Genomic DNA, 19,875 nt, shown 5'->3' with positions numbered 1-19,875 from the left:
CGGGCAAGTCGCGAGCGCGCAAGCTGTCAACTGCCAACTGCCAACTATTTAAAATCGCTGTTTTGTACCGAGGATAAATTTGATGTCGCCCGCATCGCTAACACCCACATCTAAGCGAATTAATCCCAAGGACGATCGCACCCTCACACCCAAACCAACACCAGCCCCAGTCCCAGGTTTGCCCCTAACTACCGCCGGTTTTCCCAACACGCTGTCACCCGTGCCCAAATCCGACGCAAAATCTACAAATAGCACGCCGCCTACATCCTCGCCCACAGGAAACCGATATTCGCCCGAAGCCAAGAAATAACTGCGCCCGCTGCCAATTTCCCCACCGTCGTAACCCCGCACAGAATTGCGGCCCCCGAGGCGAAATGCTTCCGTCGGTGGCAAATCTCCAATTACCGTCCCGCCTTGCAAGTTAAAAGCCAACATTTCTGGCAAAGTTTCCGACTCGCTGATGCCGAGTAAAGTTACTGGTACATATTGTATATAATTTGCCAGCAGGCGGTTGCTCACAATGTTACCTCGCCCCAGAGGTATCGACTGCTCGGTGCTGAGGCTGAGAATCGAGCCGCTGGTGGGGTTGAAGGGATTGTTTCGCCGATCGCGCACCGCGCCGAAAGACACAGTGTATAACTCGTCAACGCCCGCACCGCTGAATGTGAGAGGATTGCCGAGTTCGTCGCGGCGGGCAATATTTAAATTGCGATCGCGCGTGCTGATATTGGTATAATTGAGTCCCAAAGTTCCGCGCCAATCGCCCAAAGGTCGCGTAACAGCGAGATTTCCGCCCATCCGAATTTCCCGAACTCGATCGCCGTTGGGCAAATTAATATCCTTGTTGAAAATTTCCGAGATTCTGCGATCGCCAAAACCTCTGACACTGTATCCCAAACGGTCATCAGCCGCAACGTAAGGGCTGACAAACTGGACATCGTACTCGATACCTCGGAGACTCGGCGCAATTTCCACCGACAGGCGCTGTCCGTTGCTGCCGAAAGTGCGATCGACATAGGAAAGAGGAACAGCAACACCAACATCATCACTCAGAGTAACACTCGCGCCAAAAGAACGAGCCGATCGCTCTTGGACATTGTAAATTACATTAATATCCGTCCCCGCTGCTTCAGTTGCAACAGTCACCTTGTCAAACAATCCCAACTGCTGCAACTGCTGCAAATCCGATCGCACAACTTGCGGGCTGTAATTATCCCCCGCCTTGAGTTGGAGCTCACCTCGGATAAAATCTTCCGAAACTCTACCTTTAATCGGATTCCCTTGTTTATCCACAGCTTCGTCTCGGGAATTAACAAAGCGAATTTTCACCTCGGCTACATAAAGGCCCTCAGGATTTGGCGCTTGACTGATTTGTGCAGTACCAGCTAACTCTCCGGCGTTGCGGTTGACAGCTTCCGGGATTTCGCTGGTGGTAGCTATGGTTGCTGGAGTTGGTAACACAGATGTAAAATCTTTAGGGCGATCAAACTTGATTGAGGGCGATCGAACTTCTGGAGCAACTGCAACCTCATCAGATGCCACCATTGTGGGACAGGCGTCTCGCCTGTCAATGGATGTCGGCAAATCCCGCACAGTTAGAGTCACCTCATGATCCTCCCTCTGATCCCTTGTGGGACAGGCGTCTCGCCTGTCAATCTCTGCGGTTTTTTCTGCAACCTCCACCTCAGCCGGTGGGACATTCAGATCGATCGCCCGCGCCACCAATTCCCCACCAGCCACCGCCGCCAGACTCAAAAAAGCAATAATCGGAATTCGCATAAACATAAAACTAAAGCATACTCAACGCATATTACCTAAAACCGGGTCTGATGCCTATTCCCCAAAAAGAAACCCGGTATTTGTGAAGATACCGGGTTGAGGGAATGTTGAAAATTGAGAAAAAACCGATCGCGGGCGATCGTATAATTTGCTAATTGGCGAAACCGAAAAATTATTTAAAGAGATTGCCGAGAAACACGCTTTTCAAAATGAGCCTGAGTCTGCTGCAACAGTTGTTCGCGACTATCCTTAGCAGTGGTAATCGCCGGCAGCAAATTTCGAGCTTGTAAAGTCATGTGAAGCTGTAAGTGTGCCACGTACTCGCTGACATCTTCGCGCAGGGAGCAAGCCGGGTAACGTTTTAAAGTAGAGTTCAAAGTTTTCTCCTGCTTTGATTTTGCAGTATTTTTCAAATAATAATAGAGACTATCACGCTCTCTTTCTAATTCTGTACTCTGTAATGAAGTTTAACCTTTGGACTGCGTTTTTGTTACAATTGTTTACATATAATATTTCAGAAGCCTCAGGAGTCGATCGCCCATGCAGTCTCAAGCAGCAGCAAGCAAGCACACTTTAAGTACAGTTGTCAACGGCAGCAGCCAAACAGCCGCCTACCTCGACATCGGGAGAGGCAAACCCTTATTGCTGCTGCACGGTTTCTTTGGAGAAAAAAAATGCTGGCTGCCATTAATTGAATTATTGCAATCTCAGTTTCGGTGCATCAGTTTAGATATGTTGGGCTTTGGAGAATCCAGCAAACCACAAATCCAGTACGACGTAGCCGTAGAAGTTGCCTTCGTGCGGCAAGTTGTAGAACAACTAAACATCGAACCCTGCACCATCATCGGACATTCTTTTGGCGGTTGGGTAGCATCTGCATATGCCCTCAAATATCCTAATTCTGTCAGCAGTTTAGTATTAGCAGCACCTGCGGGAATTCGGGACGACAGTTTTTGCGGTCAGTACGATGCTTTGCGCCCCTTGCTGTGGCAAACCCCAGTCGTCGATTGGGCATTGCAGTTGGCAAAACCTTTTGCTAGTTTAGCCCGAAAAAGTGACAAATTGCAGGAAATTTCCGGGTGGCGCAGGGAGTTAATGTATCAGCCAGTAGCAAGGTCATTTTTAATGAGCCGGATGCGGCCGGAAGACGCAGTTGATACCGTAGAAAAAGAAGTTCATAAATTGCAAATTCCTACATTAGTCATCGCAGCTATGGGCGACGAAACAATTCCTCTATGGCACTGCCAAACCTACGCTAACGAGATACCGGGAGCAGAGTTAGCAATTATTCCCAATGCTACTCACGGATTGCCACAAACTCAAGCTCCTATCATGGCAAAATTGATTTGTAGTTTTTTGAATAATTAAGAAAAAATGTCCAACCAGCCGAATGCTAAAAAATGTGATATGTCAACCTCCTCCGACGGTTAAAACGCTCTTAATTGAATTTTAGCCATGGGGTTGATTGCTTGTTGGTTCTTCGTTCTGTCGCGACGATAAATAAAGTCTTATTTGTGCCACATCTGCTACCAGTAAGCGACCAATAAAATGTATTTCATTATACTACTTAAACAGAATGTACAGCATATATTTATGACTTACTGTATTGTAGATTTTTTTTATGGCGCTCATCTCTTGTTTAAGTACGAGCTACAAAAAATTAGTTGATTCGAGGATATTACGAATGGCAGCATTGAGCAACTACTTTAATCTGGAAGAAATTACGACAGCCAGAAAAGTTAGTGCAGCGGTAATTAATATTAGCGGTCGCCAGCGAATGCTGTCTCAACGAACCGCATTTTTTTGCATGAGGTTAGTTGGCTCTGAGAATACCGCAGAAAGAGCAACACTGCGCGAGAATTTGTTAGAGGCGATCGAGCTAATGGAAAAATCTCATCGCGATTTAATTAATAGTGACAGCACCAACTTATTAAGCCCACCTTCACCCGCTGTGAAGGCGATGTATTTTGAGGCGCCGCTGTATCTAGACCAGCAAGTATGCGAATATATCGATCGCATCAAAGCATTGGTGCAAGTTCCCGACGGCGAACTCGGGCTGGAAAATCCCCATCTAGCGTACATTGTCCGAGCTGCTGGCGGCGACTTGCTAGCAGCTTTCGATGCTGTGGTGAGTCAGTACCAGCAAGAAAGCGAAATCGAACAATTTGAAATCGACCTCAAACAAGTTGAACTTTATCAAGAAAGCTGTGCTGCTACATCGAAAGCGGAAGCTCAAGCCGCCGAGATCGATCGCGCGCTTCGCGAACTCAAACAAACTCAAGCTCAACTTCTCCACAGCGAAAAAATGTCTTCGCTGGGAGCACTAATGGCGAGTATCGTCCACGAAATTAATAACCCAGTTAGTTTTATTTACGGTAACTTGAGCCATGCCGAAATCTATACAAAAGATTTGCTGTACCTGCTGCGTCTCTATCAAGAACAGTATCCCAATCCCTCTGCTGAAATCAAATCTCAAATCCAACAGATGGATTTGGAATTTTTAGTTGAAGACTTGCCTAAAGTTATGTCCTCCATGCAAATGGGTTCCGATCGCATTCGGGAAATTGTCAAATCCATGGGCAGCTTTTCGCGAACCGATAACAGTAACATGACCCTGTGCGATGTGCACGACAGCATAGACAGCACCATTTTAATTTTGCGAAACCGCCTCAATTCTAAAATAGACCGTCGAGATATTCAAATAGTTAAAAATTATGGAAAACTGCCTCCTGTAGAATGTTATGCCGGACAGCTAAATCAAGTATTTATGAATCTAATTAGCAACGCGATCGATGCTTTGGACGAGGCCGCAAAAAATCAGCCCCATGCTGCCCTAAAAATTTCGATCTGCACAGAATTAGCTGGGTTCGATCGCGTGAGAGTGCGGATTGCTGACACGGGATCGGGAATAACAGCAGAGGTTAAAAAACGAATGTTCGAGCAGTTTTTTACCACGAAGGCGATCGGTAAAGGTACGGGTTTAGGACTGTCTATTGTCTACAAAATTTTAGTAGAAAATCACCGAGGAACCCTCAGGTGCGAGTCTGAACCGTCCCAGGGAACCGAGTTTATCATTGAACTACCAATGCACCAAACTTAAAGACTTGACAAACATCCAAATTGAGCTGTAAAAATTGTGTGTGGCAGAGGCGGGTTTGTAGTACGGTGACATGAAATATTAAAATCCCTCGCAGGCTTTACCAGATTTGCGATCGTCCCCGATCGCACGATAACTGTAACCCAAAAAATCACACACCCGATCTGCTTCCGTTCATTTGCCTCAGAAGCCAGTATGTTTGCAATCAACTTCTTCAACTGATTAACGTATTATACATTAAGACTCTTACACAATACGCTTGGGCTCAGAAACTTAGATCGCAATACAGTTCAGTTAACGGTTTTTTTGTACTTCGAGAGGAACGAAGCAATCTCCGTGTCTACTTTTCAGGTCGTTTTACTTCCAGAACGCTCTTAACCCAACGCTATTGACTTATATCCTGTCGGCTCGATTCACCGCAATAATATTCGATCGTTCGTAGTGCGGACTTTAGTCCGCTTTCAGTCTGCGGACTAAAGTCCGCACTACGAACCTTTTTTTTGTTATGGTAATCGACTGGAGACGCTCCCATTATGCGAAACGTCGCCCTGTTGCTTTAATACTACCAAAGTAATATCATCAAATACTTTTTGTTCACCAATAAAATTCCGTAAATCATTAATTGCTGCTTGCTTAATTTCTTCCGCACTGTGGTGCCAATTCACAGAAATTATTTCACAAAGCCTTTCGATCCCGTAAAATTTTTTGCTACTATTTGTTGCTTCCGTTATCCCGTCAGTGTACAGCACCACCCCGTCCCCCGGTTCTAACTTTACTAAAACATGGGCTATAAAACCAGCAATTTCTTCATCTAAACCGATGGGAAATCCTAAATCTATTGTATCAATTCGTTCAATTTTACCGTCTTTTATGACGACGAGAGTTTCCTCGTGCTGGCCGCTAATGCTAATTCTGCCGTCGGCGTAGTTGAGGAGAGCCAGCGTCAGGTTTTTATCCGAATTCATGCGCTGAATGTTTTTGTATATAGTGCGGTTGAGAGTATCTAAAAAGCGTACCGGATCTGATTCTTGCATTTCTTGAAGAGTGCGGACGGCAGTTTGAGCCATCACCATCAAAATCCCACTTTCTAGTCCGTGTCCGGTGACATCGCCGATCGCAATCGTTACAATACCCTCAGTGGAAAGTACGTCATAGTAATCGCCGCCAACTTCCTCGGCTGGTTCCATGAATCCGGCAATATCCAAGTCGGCAATTGCTGCGAGTTCTGATTGTTTGGGCAGAATCAACTGCTGCATTTGTCTGAGCATACCGAGTTCGGAGCTCATGCGCCGATTTTCTGCTTTCAGCCGCTTGTTCAGAGCAGCAATTTCTTGATTGGCTGTAGCGAGTTCCGAGGTGCGTTCTTTAACTTTATCTTCGAGAGTTTCAAAGGCTTCTTTTAGTTGTCCCGCCATGATGTTGAAGGAATTAGCTAATATCTGAACTTCAAAAATTCTGCTAGAAGCAACTTTCTGCTTGAGAGCGCCACCTACGAGATTTTCTGAAGCTCGAGCAATTTCCAAAATCCGGCGAGCAATCTTGCTAGCGGTGAGAATTCCCACTCCAACCGAGGCAATTAAAGCAGCAATACAGAGCAATATGGTGTTACGATTGTTAGCATAAATTTGCCCCATAAAGTCGGATTCGGGAACCACAACTACAATCAGCCAGTTGAGACCGTATTTGTCAGTTAGCGGAGAAGCTTGGAGAAATTGCCGCTGACCGTCGAGCAGAAAATTAAGTTCAGCAGTTTCTTGAATGTCTTGCAAACTGTGGAAGCGATCGAGCAAATAAACCACACTTTTTCGCATCAACGAGTTGCTGTTGTCCTGGGTTTTGAGTCGCTTTCTGTTTTGCCCTTCTCCCAGCGACAGAGGCTGATTTTTTAACGAACTGGCGATTAAGTCGCCATTCGGCTCAATGATAAATACTTGACCGGAATTACCGACGTTTAAGGTTTGCAGGAAACCGCGAATTTGATCGAGCCCCATCTGACAAGTCAGCACGCCAATCAGTTTCCCTGCGCCATCATAATAAGGCTGACTGGCATTAATTTGCAGCGTACCGTAGCCAAAATTAATGTAAACGTCGCTCCAAGCTGCCTGTTTTTTCTCAACAACAACCTTGTAAAAGGGGCGGGTGCGAACGTCATAATTAGGCTGAGACCTCTCAAGTTCGATCGGGTTTCCATCACTGTCAATGTTGTAATAGAGCAAGTCGCCACCCCCGGGAATTAGTTGCTGAGCAAGCTGAGGTTGCTCAGCTCCCGCCAGTCGGTTCACCCAACCAATTCGCAGGTACTGACCTTTTTCATTAGCAATTCCCGCGTAGCCGATCGAATTAAAACGCAGAACTTGTTGCCAGAGATACGGTCGAGAGCGCTGTAAATCCTCGAAGTCCAACACTCCTAGCGGTAAAGAATCCTGATTGATTTGATTGACTAGCGGCGGAGCTTCTAAGTAGTTTTGGACGCGCTCGTTAACTCTAGCACTGACGGAGCGTCCCAACTGATTTGCCAGCTCGTTGACTGTTTTCTCTCCGTTTCTGTAAGAGAGATAGCCCACCCAGCCAACAGCAGCGACAATTTGCAACACAAAGGGAATTACCAGGATGCTGCGGAGACGGAATTTTGCCTTGGTGCGGACGATCGCGCGTTGTTGAGAAACCATTGTGAAAAACACTCCCCAGGGCTGTTGGCGTTGTCTCAGCATTGCGAACAAAAGACACAAGGAGCGATCGACTGCCAAATATGCGATCGCCACGACGAGTCCGATCGATCGCGCGATCGTTTCCCAGTCTCAAGCTGCTCAAATTATATCAAATCCGCCACAAAATCCCCGCTTTCTGCCCACAGGTTCCAACCCTCGCTACAGCCACAAAAACCCGCGATTGCGGGTAAATGTAGCAAAGTATTTTGATACAGTATTCTCTGGTGTAGGTCAAGCCTCTTTTGACTTGTTTTCGAGTGCGATCGACTATGCTACTCCAGTTCTAACTTCAAAGTTGGCAACAGCTTTTCTAAATTCTTGAGAGACTTTTGTTGCCAAGGAACATCTGTCGAACCCACTACCAATAGTTGAATAGTTTTCTTTTTTCGCACAGTAATGACAAACTTAGACAGCATATTAATCCCAGAACTATTAACAAAATCCAATTTTTTGAGGTTCAAAGTAATGTGAGGGGGTTCGGGATTGGCGACCCCCTCTAATAAATCAACTATTGGCTTATAATCTGACGCCCCGTCTAAGCAGAGTTCGCCTTGAAAACAGACTGTCATCGATTGTGGATCGTATTGAATACTGTAGTCTTGACCTTTGATTTCCTGAATATCCATTGTTTTGTAGTTTCCTGAGTTAATTATGGCGATCGCACAACAAAGTCAATCGATTTGAGATTTGAGATTTGAGATTATAGATTTACTCCAAACATAAATCTCAGAGATTGAACAAAAGTCAAATATTTTGGGAACCACACGACTTTTGTCGCGGAATTATATTTCTTTTTGGGCTAGTTAACATAGAAACAGTTAAAACTAAACGCTAATTTGAACTAGCGTCGTAATACAGAGCAGGTTGGGACGATCTGGCATTGCTTCAAATTTCCAACCAATCTTAGCTGAATAGTCATTAATCATCGTCAGCAATCCCAGTCCCGATGTTTCACCTTCACATTCAGCATTCTTTTCAAGCTGCTGTAAATACAGTTCATTCGAGTCAGAATTCAACACTTTAGCAATGAATTCCTGCAACTTTTTAGCCACTGGTTCCTGCACGCAGTTAGTGGCAAAAATAACCGCTATTACATCAAATTTTCCCAGAAAATGGATGCCAAAATTAACCTTATAATTACTATTTTCATCTGTAAACTTTATCGCATTTTCTAACAGTTCATTGGCGATATAGCTCACGGCTCCCTTGCTTTGTTTAATCCGTTTTTCGCTGCTAGCATCCTCCTCGTCCACCGGGATAAAACTGGACAAATAATCTGCCACAAAATGAGCAGATACCCTATTGTTGCGCCAGCGCTGCTTGATGGGGCGAGAAGTGGGCGTAAATGTAAGTTCTAGGGAGTCGCGATCCGGTGCAAATTCGTCGATGAATTCTCCAAATATTTGTGGTACAGTTTGTAAGCTTCCAGATGTCATTATTTTTATTACTCCAATTAATCTATCAATGTCACTTCTGGGTAAATTTCCACAGGCTATTCCAGTTAGCAGGAATACTATTTTATAACAGTGCTTGGATGCGTTTTAGCTAGATTCGGCTGGGTTTATCAGCGGGATTTAGCGCCACAATGTGTTCAAAATAAAGTTGAGCCTTAGCAAAATTTCCCTGACAATATTGTTCGAGCCCCTCCTCAAAAACAGGCAAAATTTGAATTTTGAGCGATCGCACTGGTTCCACCTCAACATCTAACACCTCACACACAGTAATCGCTTCTTGTCTGCCTTTGACAATTGCCCGATCCAAAAATCGAATATGATACTTTTCAGGTTTACTAAAACGTTGTACCACATCTCCTGAGATTAATAAATATACGCCATAATACTGAGTTAAGCTTTCCAGGCGAACCGTGAGATCGATCCGAGCCGACAGCGCATCGGCTTGCATCCGATTCGCCTTTCAAATAATCACCACCATCGTATCACTGACATGGATACCAATGCCACTATTCAGCGGAATCTCCCATTTATTATACGGTTTTGATTGAATTTTTGCAACTGTTCAAGCTTCAAAATTCTTGCCTGAACAGCATGATCGACGCCCTCGGGAAAAACGGCCATCAGTCCATTTCCCGTATACTTGACAATAAAACCGTTATGGTTGGAAATTTCGGGACTACTTTGCTGTAAATCAGTGTAAACCACCACCCCATCCCCGGCTCTATGTTTACTAAAACATGACAGAGCCAATCTGAAATATCCTCATCTAAGCCGAATCGCATTTACCATTTACAAGTCTATAAGGACTTGAGAATTAACTCTTGAGTATCAACCACGGCTCCCAGCTCAAAAGTGCTTGACTGTCAACCCATCCTTAAGCTTAACAATTACTAAAGTAATGTCATCAAAAACCTTTTGTTCTCCAATAAACTCTCGTAAATCATCGATCGCCGATTGCTTGATTTCTTCGGAGCTTTTATGCCAATTAATCGAAACCACTTCACACAGTCTCTCAATCCCGTAGAATTTTTTGTAAATATTTCGGGCTTCGGGAATGCCATCGGTATACAGCACCACTCCGTCCCCCGGTTCTAACTTTACTAAAACTTGGTGGATCAACTCTGAAATATTCTCATCCAAGCCGATGGGAAATCCCAAATCTATTGTATCAATCCGCTCGATCTTACCGTTTTTTCTGACAACAATAGTTTCCTCATGCTGACCGCTAATGCTGATTGTTCCACAGGCATAATTGAGAATAGCCAGCGTCAGATTTTTGTCTGAGCTCATGCGCTGAATATTTTGATAAATAGTGCGGTTGATGGTATCTAAAAAACGCACCGGATCTGATTCTCTCAGTTGGTGAAGAGTGCGGACAGCCGCTTGAGTCATCACCATCAAAATCCCGCTTTCTAAGCCATGTCCGGTGACATCGCCGATGCCAATAGTGACCACGCCGTCAGTATGGAGGATATCGTAATAATCGCCACCTACTTCATCGGCTGGTTCCATAAATCCGGCAATATCTAAGTCTTCAATCTCCTGCATTTCTGGGTGTTTAGGCAAAATCAACTGCTGCATTTGTTTGAGAATGTATAGTTCAGCACTCATTCGCATATTTTCGGCTTTGAGTCGCTGATTGAGCGTCACAATTTCGGCGTTAGCTGTGGCGAGTTCACTGGTGCGTTGTGTAACTTTATCTTCTAGAGTTTCAAAGGATTCTTTTAGTTGTCCTGCCATGCTGTTAAAAGAGTTCGCAAGTTTTTTTAGTTCGATAAGGGAGCTAGTTTTTACCTGTCGGTCTAGATCGCCGTTAGCCATGTATTCCGAAGCTTGGGTGATGGCTTCAATCGGGGTAGCAATCCAGCGGGCTGTGAAAATTCCAATTGCCGTTGCCACAGTAAATGCGATCGCACACAAGATAATTGTGGTGCGGGTATTCGCATTGATTTGACCCATAAAATCAGATTCGGGAACCACCGTCACGATCGGCCAGTCCAGCCCAAACTTGTCTTGCCACGGAGCAACGAGGACAAAGTAATTTTCACCTTTAATTTTAATATTAATCCTGGCGCTATTTTTAAGATTTTTAAAGCTACCGAACCGTTCTTGCAACGCTTTAGCAGCAGCTTGGATCGCAGGGTCGGAGATGTTGAGAGCGCTAAAGCGTTTGACTTGATTATTCACCTTGATAAAAGAGGGTTGCGGCCCAGAATTTCCAATCAATTGTCCGTCTCGTTCCATAATGAAAATTCGCCCGGATTTACTAAAGTTTAAGTTGTGCAGAAAATTAGTAATATTGGATAGTTGTAAATCGACCCCAATCACTCCGATTAGCTTGCCCTTGGCATACATGGGACGCATTGCCCCGACAGCAATAAAGTTAAGCTCATCTAGCGAATAGACAGAAGTCCAGATCGGTTTCCCTGCTTGAGCTGCCTGAGTGTACCATTCTAATGTCACCGTATCGTAAGGAGCAACCTGCGTTACCTTAATTCGATTGCCCTTGCCGTCGGTTAAATGCGCGTTAATTTTCCAGTTTGTCCTTGCTGAAACTTCGGCAATGCTGATGCCTTCTCCCGCTCTTACTGGCCCAGCACCAATAAAGCGTCCATCTGAAAGTCCATAGGAAATGAAGCCAAGATTATCGAATGCTTGCACCTGTTTCCAAAAATAAAGTCCTGCAATATCTAAGTCATTTATATCCAGCAATCCTGTTTCGATCGCATCGATATTGATCTGATTAATTTGATGTGGAGTTAAGAGATAATCATCTAAGTGCCGATAAGTGCGATCGCTTACTTGAATCATTAACTGGTTAGCTAAATCTGTTACCGCTTTTTGTCCGTTACGGAAGGAAAGATAGCCGACTAAGCCAACGGCTGCAACGATTTGCAGCACAAAGGGAAGTACGAGGGCGGTGCGGAGACGAAATTGCCAAAGAGTGGAGGCCATATAGCTTTTCTCAGGTTTCTAAAGGTACAGGATTTGATTTTTGATTTTTGATTTTTGATTTTTGATTAGGTAATTGATAAATTGTTAATTGCTTGGTGAATACTTCGCTCATTTTAAAACTGCTATAGCACGAGCTCAATTCAAAATAGATTTAAGAGCAACCGCTCGTGTTATCATATCAATAAAACACAAAATATCAGCCATTCTGCCTTCATCAGCGCAGATATGCCTGGCTCGGTGGTTAAAAAAATCAATGCCAAACACAAATGGAAATTACTAATTGCCTCCACGCCGCCATAATCGTTTCCAATCTCGAAAAATCCCAACACTTTTACAGCAACGTATTAGGACTGCCAAAAATCGATCGCGAATTAAAATTTCCGGGAATCTGGTATCAAATCGGCAACTTCCAGCTCCACCTAATTTTAGCTGCAACAATTCTACCAGATGCCGTAGATTCCGAAAAATGGGGACGCAACCGACATCTAGCGTTTGCTGTGGCTAACTTAGAGGCTGCAAAACAGCAATTAGCAGCCAACAATTGCCCGGTACAAATGAGCGCGTCAGGGCGATCGGCATTATTTACCCAAGATCCAGATGGGAATATCATTGAACTCAGCGAGTAAAAGATGAGATTCGGCAGTTGAAACCGCGTATATAGTAAAACTTTAGTCCTAGCAGAGGGGACAAATAAATAAAGCCGGATTGAGTAAATTAGGTTCTTAATTAGCTACTAAAAACCTTGCTTTTCTTCCTTCCTCCTTCTTCCTTCTTCCTTCTTCCTTCTTCCTTCTTCCTTCCTCCTTCTTCCTTCTTCCTTCTTCCTTCTTCCTTCTTGCTTCTTCTATAAATGAAAATCATCGCCTACTCTTACAGCGAACCGCTGCTAGAACCTGCGCCAGCAGCGGAAATTTGGGGCCAAGAGGTCGATCGCACCTATCAAGACTTAGGAGGGCGCCAGCAACTCCAGCAACTGCTAAAAGACTGCCAAACCGAACCAGTCAAATACCTGTTAATTCAGCGCTTTGAAGAACTCGGCGACACAGTACAGCAAGTGTGCGCCCACCTCGAACAACTAGAAAACCTCGGCATCCAACTAATTGTCACAGACGAAAAACAAACAGAAAACAGAGCCAACTTGCTCAAACTCCTCGCCGAACTCCAGCGCAGCCAGCACAGCCGCAGCCTTCGCAAAGGACACGCCCGCAACCGCATCAAATCCCTTCCCCCACCCGGAAAAGCCCCCTACGGCTACCGGCGCGGCAAAGACAAATATACGATCGACAAAACCGCCTCCCCCGCCGTCAAAGACTTTTTTGAACACTTTCTCATCTACGGTTCCCTGCGCGGTTCCGTGCGCCATTTAGCAAAGAAATACAACAAAAAAATCTCCGTCAGCACAGGCCGCCGCTGGCTGACAAATCCCGCCTACCGAGGCGATTTACAATATCAAAACGGCCAAGTAATTTCTAACACCCACGTCCCGATTATTTCCAGAGAAGAAGCCGCCCAAATAGACAGATTGCTGCGGCGCAACCGCGGCCTTGCTCCCCGCAGCGCCAGCGCCCCGCGTTCCCTCGCAGGTTTAGCAATTTGCGCCGAGTGCAAATCGCCCATGACAGTTGCCAAAGTCACAGCCTACCGCAAAGAGAAAGAATACCTTTATTTGCGACCGATTAACTGTCTGTCACAGCCTAAATGCCGCGGCATTTCCTACGAAGAAGTATTGCAATTAACCATAGCGAGAATTTGTCGCGATTTGCCCGATGCTGTTGCTGGTTTGCAAATGCCGGATCTGAATGTAATCAAAGCAGGAATGGCTGCGGCGATCCAATCTAAACAACAAATCCTAGAGCAACTCCCCGCCCTGATTGCAAGCGGCATTTTAGACACAGAAACCGCTGATTTGCGCTCCTATAAAATACGCACAGAAGTTGCAGAACTGCAAAGCAAATTAGCGCAAATGCCCCCCGTAAATTTGCGAGAAATTGCTCAAACTGTTTCTCTTCCCCAATTTTGGCTCGACTTATCGGAATCGGAACGGAGGTTCTACTTTAGAGAATTTATCGATCGCATTGAAATAGTCCGGAAAAATTCTCAGGTGAATCTGCAAATTATTTTCATTTTTTAATTACCCAAACCATTATATCTATTGCAAAAGTCTTTTCGATCAAATCTAGGAGCGAGTTCTGGGGCCCGTTTCTAGCTATTTTTGCAAGAGGTATATTAATTTTATAGCATTTTTTATTCCTTCTTCCTTCTTCCTTCTTCCTTCTTCCTTCTTCCTTCTTCCTTCTTCCTTCTTCCTTCCGCTCTAACTTACCAATTAGCTGCAACGGATTTTTTTAGCCTTGAGCCAATAAACGCTCGTATCTCCTTTACCTTTAACCGTAATTTCGCCCCGTTCCTCAAATAAATACCGATCTTTTAACTGTTCGTAAACAGCCCCAGTAACTTGAATATATCCCGATAATCCGTGTGATTCCATCCGAGAAGCAACATTAACAGTATCCCCCCACAAATCATAGATAAATTTTTTAGTGCCAATTACCCCAGCAACTACTGGGCCTGTATGAATGCCAATCCGAATTTGAAATGGTTCGCCTGTGTCCGCTTTAAAATTTGCGATCGCCTCCTGCATATCCAAAGCCATATTGGCGATCGCATCTGCATGATCTGCCCTCGGCACAGGCAAACCCCCTGCTACCATATAAGCATCTCCAATTGTTTTAATTTTCTCCAAACCGTGTTTTTCAGTTAGTTCGTCAAACTTAGAAAAAATTTGATTGAGCAAATCCACCAATTCTAGTGGTGAAATTCTCGCAGCAAGAGAAGTAAAATCGACAAGATCCGCAAACAGCACTGTTGCTGACTCAAACCTCTCAGCAGGATAACCTTCGCCTTTTTTCAAATTTTCAACAATCGCAGCAGGTAAAATATTTAGCAATAAATCATCCGACTTTTGTTGAGCCAGCCTTAAAGCTAGCTCAACCGCTTCCCGCTCTTTAATTTCATTTTGCAAACATTCGACAAGTTCTTCTAATTGCTTAGTTTGTTCTAGAAGTAGCTTTTGCTGGCTTTGAATTGTTAACTGATTTGCCACTCGTGCCAATACTTCTTTACCTTGAAAAGGTTTAGTAATATAGTCAACTGCTCCAACATCAAAGGCTTTCACCTTATCTAAAACATCATCTAAGGCGCTTAAAAATATCACCGGAATGGAACTGGTTTGTGCTGAAGCTTTCAACTGCGCGCACACCTCATATCCATTCATCTCTGGCATCATCACGTCCAGCAGAATTAGATTCGGCGGAAACTCCTGCACCGTCGCCAAAGCTCTTGGCCCATTCAACGCTTTACGAACCTGATAGCCTTGCTCAGTTAGGATTGTAGATAAAAGACGCACGTTATCTGGCGTATCATCAACTATTAGAATGATGGCGGAACTTGTCGAATTGCTGTTCATGCGATCGCTAACGGTATTTTTTCAACATCGAACATATTAAGACTGACGCGCCTTAACCGCAGATTTCGCTAAATCTATAATATCATCGAATAGGAAATCATGTGCTAAATCATTTAAAACTTGTGCAGCACTCGCCAACTCTCTAGGCATTTCTTCAATCAATCGCATAATTTTATCGTCGTAGCATTCATGAGCAGCTTTATGGATCTGCTCCACCCAATCAATAGGCATTTGACAGAGTTGGGCTTCTACAGATTGATGATGGCCAGCAATCCCATTAATTTGGCTTTCATTTTCGACATTAACAGAAACAGGTTCCGCGTAAATATAGCGGAGTCCTAAATGTTTCTCTATAATAGAGAATAGTATTTTTGCTTCAAAGGGTTTACGCAAAAAATCGTCGCAGCCTGCGTCTAAGATAGTTTTTCGTTCCTCTTCAAAAGCGCTAGCAGTGAGAGCCACAATCACGGTGTTTTTCCCGAGAGGATGAGATTTAATTTGTCTGGTGGCTTCATAGCCATTCATGACAGGCATCTGCATATCCATCCAAATCAGGTGCGGTTGCCAATCCTCCCATAGAGCAATAGCTTCTTGACCATTTCTAGCTTCTCGCACGAGGATTCCTAGCGGTGATAATAATCTATCTATGACTAGACAGTTATCAGCGCGATCGTCTACTACTAAAATCCGATATTCTGGTTGATTTGGTGCTAAACCAATCACTTTTTTCTGCGGTTTAAGCATTTGAATCTCGCTAGGCTCAGCCAGCCTGAGTTGAATATCAAATGAAAACGTACTTCCCAAATCAGGTGTACTACAAACAGCAATATCACCTCCCATCATTTGTACAAACTTCCGACTAATTGGTAAACCTAGTCCTGTTCCCTGTTGGGATTTATAACCTGCTTTTGTTTGCTCGAATGGTGCAAATAACTTCCCCATTTCTTCTGGGGCAATACCGGGGCCAGTATCTTCAATTTCAAAATGAAGGCCTAAAGATACCGGGCGAATAGAATGGGCGTCTACACAATCAAAATCCCCAGGTGGCGAGGTTTCGGAGTCGATTTCGGCAGTTTTTGTTTCTGCTTCCGCCAACTCTGCCGTTTGGGCAGCCCAATTTTCTTCTACCTGGTTTTTCAGTCGCAACGTAACACTACCCCTCTCTGTAAACTTAATTGCATTTCCTACAATATTAATCAAAATTTGGTGCAATTTACCCTCATCTCCATTGACAAAGTGCGGTACGCTGTTAGCCACCTCAAAATTGAGCTGCAATCTCTTAGATTTAGCTTTCAATCGGAACATATCTTCTAAGGTTTCTAGCAGGCGTATTAAATTAAAACTACCTTCGTTAAGCTGACTTCTGCCTGCTTCAATTTTAGACATTTCCAAAATGTCATTAATCAGGGACAGCAAATGTTCCCCAGCCCGATTAATAATTTCCAGGTGTTGCTGGTGTTGATCGTTGAGAGATGAATCGCGCACCATCACCTGACTAAATCCCAGAATTGCATTCAAGGGAGTACGCAATTCGTGACTCATAGAAGAAAGAAATTCGCTTTTGGCGAGGTTAGCAGCATCAGCAACCACGACAGCTTTTTGCAGCGCTGATTCTGCCAACTTGCGCTCAGAAATTTCTGTTTGAGCTTGTTCAAATAGCGTGCATTGCTGGATGGCAATTGCTAGCTGCACGGAAATTTGCTTGAGAGATTCTATCTCAGAAGAGTTCCAATGTCTTTGACTGTGGCAGTGATGGGCAATTAGCAAGCCCCATAACTTTTCCCCTTGCAAAATGGGAACCACAAGGTTAGCTTTAATTTGAAATTCGCTGAGTAGATTAATGTGGCACTCGGAAATACCAGCAGTGTAAATATTGTCGATCGCCCGAATATGTCCCTGTGCATAAATAGGAACGTAGCCTTCGCGAAAACAATTGTCATTAATATCAATTCCCAAAATCGGCATGACACCTCTTGCAACCGACTCTACTGCTACAAATCCACTCCAATCTGGGCGAAAGCGGTAAATAACTGTTCTGTCAGTTGACAAAAACTGGCGCACTTCTTCAACAGCCATTCTCATAACTTCTTCTAGGTTGAGAGAAGACCGAATCCGCTCTTGAATCGCATCTACAAGCTGCTCCCTTTTAAGTTGCTGCTGCAAAGCTGATTCTGCTTGTTTGCGAGCTGTAATATCTACTCCATAACCAACACACTCCAGAGGTATGCCAGCAGCATCTTTGACCAACTTAACCTCATCGTACATCCAACGATAACTACCGTCTTTGTGACGTTCGCGGTATTCGTAGGAAATCGATTCTTTTTCCAATATTTGAGTGAATGCAGCATCGACAATTTCTCGATCTTCGGGGTGAATGAGGCTGTGCCAATCAAAGGAATCCTCAAAAAAATCTCCCGCTTCGTAGCCGATCAGTGAAACAATGTTATCGCTGACAAATGTTATGTCATGTTTACCCCCTAACTTGCAGCTAAAAATCACTGCCGGAGTAGTAGCTAGCAAATATTGCAAGCGTTCGGTTACAGAGCGCAATTTTAACTCGGCTTCTTGGCGCTCGCGAGCTTCCATTTCTAAGCAACTGTTGGTTTCTCTCAACTGTGCAGTGCGCTCCTGCACTTTAATTTCTAAATCTTCGTAGGCACAGCGGAGAGCTAATTCTGCATCTTCGCGAACGGCGATTTCCCGTTCCAACTTGATATTAATTGCTTCTAATTCCTGAGGAGTCTTTAATGACAAAAACTGGGGTAGTAGCGTTACCATCGATCCGGCAGTGTAGCAAGAAACGAGAGCAGTAATTGCTTTTTCTATCCCCGACAGCCAATAAGCGGAATGCCACAGCGTCCAAATGTCTAGCAAGTGACCGGTGCCGCAGAGAATAATGAATGCACCAAATAAAGCAAATATTCCTAAAAAAGGAACGTCGCGGCGCTTAAACACAAAATAAATCAGCATCGCCGGAATTGAAAAATAGGCGATCGCGATTAAAAAGTCGCCGGTTATGTGCAGCCACACCAAAGGTGTTTGCCACAAATAGCAGTGACCGTGCGGCATATACTGAGTTGGAGAAAAGATATCTTTGACTATTTGCCACATAATGTTTAGTTGCCGATCGGAGCAAGTTAAATGCTCTTCTTGTTATTATGGAGTGGGGTCTTATAGCCAGTCTCATCTTTGGGCTGGAGCTAGCTGTAAGGCCCCACCGCACAAGTTGATTTACAAAAACTGGACTATCCCAATTTTACAGCTTTACCAAAAATTTTTCCGAGCAAGTGGCTTGTGGGTGAGATTTTGATTTCAAGGGAATTTTAATCATCAACTCACTAGCCCTCCCAACCTTGCAAGTGCAGCGCAAATAATCTTCACGGGCTTGAATAATCTGATAATAAATTATGTACCCAGCCCGTACCACAACCGATATATTTCGTCGTATCCCATTACCAGCAATACGAATCTGCACCGACTTGCCATCAACTAAAAACGTGCGAATGCCAATAGTTAGCTGTTGGGAATGGGTAGATTGTAAGCGGTCAGGTAAGTTATTTTTCCAATCGCCTTTGTACGAATTTTCCTGAGGCACCATCTGTTCTCAAGCATCAATACCCTAGAAAAAATATTCATAAATACTTGGTTGAGTTGTGCCGCATATCATTCCCAATGTGGCAAATTTCCATACTATTTCATCACTTTGATAGGCGGACGGTTTTGCTGTTCTTTCGAGCTGTGCTGAAAAATGATTAAAATGCGATCGTTCTCTTCATTAATATTTAGATTTTTCAGATCGGCTTGCTCTCAGCGGCAGAAGATGCGTAAAAATTTAACGAGGTCTTTGATGCCCTATGCTCCAATTTTAATCTAACCCAAAATTTTTGGCAAGTCTTCTCAAATAAAATAGCTCGCGGCTGGGGATAGCCAATATTTTTGGGATTAGTGCCACTAGCACTCGTACTCTACGTAGCTTTATCAACACCGTAATAGCTTCGCTCCAAATTTATAAACCTTAACTTTTACCCTCGGATTTTACTGAATCTTAGAAAATAATGAAGCTCTAATTTAGATTTTGATACCGTATCTTAACGGATAAATGTTTATAAAAAATATAATTTGAAACTTTTAAAATCGCTGATTATGAGTAGTTCTTCTGTGTGACGCGCTGGTATGTGGGCTTGAAAAAAACCAGAGAACCAATAATTAAGATGCCACAGCGTCCATATTTTCATCTGATGGGTAATGAAGCGAATCATATCAAGTTTGCTTGATGAGCAATTATCGCCCAATGCAGTCGGGGGTCAAACTCGAAAGACAAACGAAGTACATCAGCGCTGGTTGTGGCTGTGGCCTTCGCCTGCGAGTTTGACCCCCGAAGCGGTTAAAACTGTCGATCGCTCTGCCGAAGCATAA

The 19,875-nt window shown here is 44.1% G+C and carries 18 protein-coding genes; 6 read left to right on the top strand and 12 right to left on the bottom strand.

All coding sequences use genetic code 11. The annotated features are described in order from the left end of the window. Nucleotides 1–48: 48 nt before the first annotated feature. Both QZW47_RS19750 and QZW47_RS19745 read right to left on the bottom strand, forming a co-directional pair. The gene (locus QZW47_RS19750; RefSeq protein ID WP_293130156.1) at nt 49–1,779 is read right to left on the bottom strand and encodes a BamA/TamA family outer membrane protein; all 1,731 of its coding nucleotides are present in this window, start codon (nt 1,777–1,779) and stop codon (nt 49–51) included. 176 nt (nt 1,780–1,955) lie between these two features. Further along, nucleotides 1,956–2,156 (bottom strand): hypothetical protein, encoded by a 201-nt coding sequence (locus QZW47_RS19745; protein ID WP_293130153.1) that lies wholly within the window; start codon nt 2,154–2,156, stop codon nt 1,956–1,958. A 163-nt stretch (nt 2,157–2,319) separates the two neighbouring features. Here QZW47_RS19745 and QZW47_RS19740 point away from each other — a divergent pair, with 163 nt between their 5' ends. Both QZW47_RS19740 and QZW47_RS19735 read left to right on the top strand, forming a co-directional pair. Then, entirely contained in the window at nt 2,320–3,147 is an 828-nt protein-coding gene (locus QZW47_RS19740) for an alpha/beta hydrolase (RefSeq protein ID WP_293130150.1), read from the top strand. 316 nt (nt 3,148–3,463) lie between these two features. Beyond that, the gene (locus QZW47_RS19735) at nt 3,464–4,879 is read left to right on the top strand and encodes an ATP-binding protein (protein WP_366930903.1); all 1,416 of its coding nucleotides are present in this window, start codon (nt 3,464–3,466) and stop codon (nt 4,877–4,879) included. A 500-nt stretch (nt 4,880–5,379) separates the two neighbouring features. On the opposite strand, the gene QZW47_RS19730 is transcribed toward QZW47_RS19735, so the two are convergent. Then, nucleotides 5,380–7,545, bottom strand: a complete 2,166-nt coding sequence (locus QZW47_RS19730; protein ID WP_293130144.1) for a SpoIIE family protein phosphatase — start codon at nt 7,543–7,545, stop codon at nt 5,380–5,382. Nucleotide 7,546: 1 nt separating this feature from the next. Between QZW47_RS19730 and QZW47_RS19725 the strand changes: the two genes are divergently transcribed. Further along, entirely contained in the window at nt 7,547–7,906 is a 360-nt protein-coding gene (locus tag QZW47_RS19725) for a hypothetical protein (RefSeq protein ID WP_293130141.1), read from the top strand. Here the strand turns inward: QZW47_RS19725 and QZW47_RS19720 are convergent. The 4 genes from QZW47_RS19720 to QZW47_RS19705 all read right to left on the bottom strand — a co-directional run bounded on the left by QZW47_RS19720 (nt 7,857) and on the right by QZW47_RS19705 (nt 11,993). Beyond that, the gene (locus QZW47_RS19720) at nt 7,857–8,210 is read right to left on the bottom strand and encodes an STAS domain-containing protein (protein ID WP_293130138.1); all 354 of its coding nucleotides are present in this window, start codon (nt 8,208–8,210) and stop codon (nt 7,857–7,859) included. The two genes, QZW47_RS19725 and QZW47_RS19720, sit on opposite strands and share 50 nt — an antisense overlap. Before the next feature lie 198 nt (nt 8,211–8,408). Further along, nucleotides 8,409–9,020: a DUF6272 family protein gene (locus QZW47_RS19715; RefSeq protein WP_293130135.1), complete on the bottom strand. Its 612-nt coding sequence runs from the start codon at nt 9,018–9,020 to the stop codon at nt 8,409–8,411. 109 nt (nt 9,021–9,129) lie between these two features. Then, on the bottom strand, nt 9,130–9,486 hold the full coding sequence (locus tag QZW47_RS19710) for a hypothetical protein (protein ID WP_293130132.1): 357 nt from the start codon (nt 9,484–9,486) through the stop codon (nt 9,130–9,132). A gap of 398 nt (nt 9,487–9,884) precedes the next feature. After that, nucleotides 9,885–11,993 (bottom strand): SpoIIE family protein phosphatase, encoded by a 2,109-nt coding sequence (locus QZW47_RS19705; RefSeq protein ID WP_293130129.1) that lies wholly within the window; start codon nt 11,991–11,993, stop codon nt 9,885–9,887. A 266-nt stretch (nt 11,994–12,259) separates the two neighbouring features. On the opposite strand from QZW47_RS19705, the gene QZW47_RS19700 reads away from it, so the two are divergent. Then, entirely contained in the window at nt 12,260–12,619 is a 360-nt protein-coding gene (locus QZW47_RS19700) for a VOC family protein (RefSeq protein WP_293130126.1), read from the top strand. Nucleotides 12,620–12,719: 100 nt separating this feature from the next. On the opposite strand, the gene QZW47_RS19695 is transcribed toward QZW47_RS19700, so the two are convergent. Further along, entirely contained in the window at nt 12,720–12,854 is a 135-nt protein-coding gene (locus QZW47_RS19695; protein ID WP_293130123.1) for a hypothetical protein, read from the bottom strand. On the opposite strand from QZW47_RS19695, the gene QZW47_RS19690 reads away from it, so the two are divergent. Further along, nucleotides 12,844–14,124, top strand: coding sequence for a recombinase family protein (locus QZW47_RS19690; protein WP_293130121.1), 1,281 nt, complete (start codon nt 12,844–12,846; stop codon nt 14,122–14,124). The genes QZW47_RS19695 and QZW47_RS19690 overlap by 11 nt on opposite strands. On the opposite strand, the gene QZW47_RS19685 is transcribed toward QZW47_RS19690, so the two are convergent. From QZW47_RS19685 to QZW47_RS19670, 4 genes are all read right to left on the bottom strand, one after another. Then, complete coding sequence (locus tag QZW47_RS19685) at nt 14,114–14,329, bottom strand: hypothetical protein (protein WP_293130118.1); 216 nt, start codon at nt 14,327–14,329, stop codon at nt 14,114–14,116. The genes QZW47_RS19690 and QZW47_RS19685 overlap by 11 nt on opposite strands. Further along, complete coding sequence (locus tag QZW47_RS19680; protein WP_293130115.1) at nt 14,320–15,459, bottom strand: adenylate/guanylate cyclase domain-containing protein; 1,140 nt, start codon at nt 15,457–15,459, stop codon at nt 14,320–14,322. Before QZW47_RS19680 ends, QZW47_RS19685 begins: the two co-directional genes overlap by 10 nt. A 36-nt stretch (nt 15,460–15,495) precedes the next feature. Further along, nucleotides 15,496–18,570: an ATP-binding protein gene (locus QZW47_RS19675; protein ID WP_293130112.1), complete on the bottom strand. Its 3,075-nt coding sequence runs from the start codon at nt 18,568–18,570 to the stop codon at nt 15,496–15,498. A gap of 145 nt (nt 18,571–18,715) precedes the next feature. Next, a complete protein-coding gene (locus QZW47_RS19670; RefSeq protein ID WP_293130109.1) occupies nt 18,716–19,057 on the bottom strand; it encodes a hypothetical protein in 342 nt (113 codons plus the stop codon). A gap of 647 nt (nt 19,058–19,704) precedes the next feature. Here QZW47_RS19670 and QZW47_RS19665 point away from each other — a divergent pair. Then, entirely contained in the window at nt 19,705–19,875 is a 171-nt protein-coding gene (locus QZW47_RS19665) for a hypothetical protein (RefSeq protein ID WP_293130106.1), read from the top strand.

This window comes from Microcoleus sp. bin38.metabat.b11b12b14.051 (genome assembly GCF_013299165.1).
GTDB lineage: Bacteria > Cyanobacteriota > Cyanobacteriia > Cyanobacteriales > Microcoleaceae > Microcoleus.
Note: the sequence above shows the minus strand (reverse complement) of the source record. Positions and strands in the feature narration are given on the sequence as shown.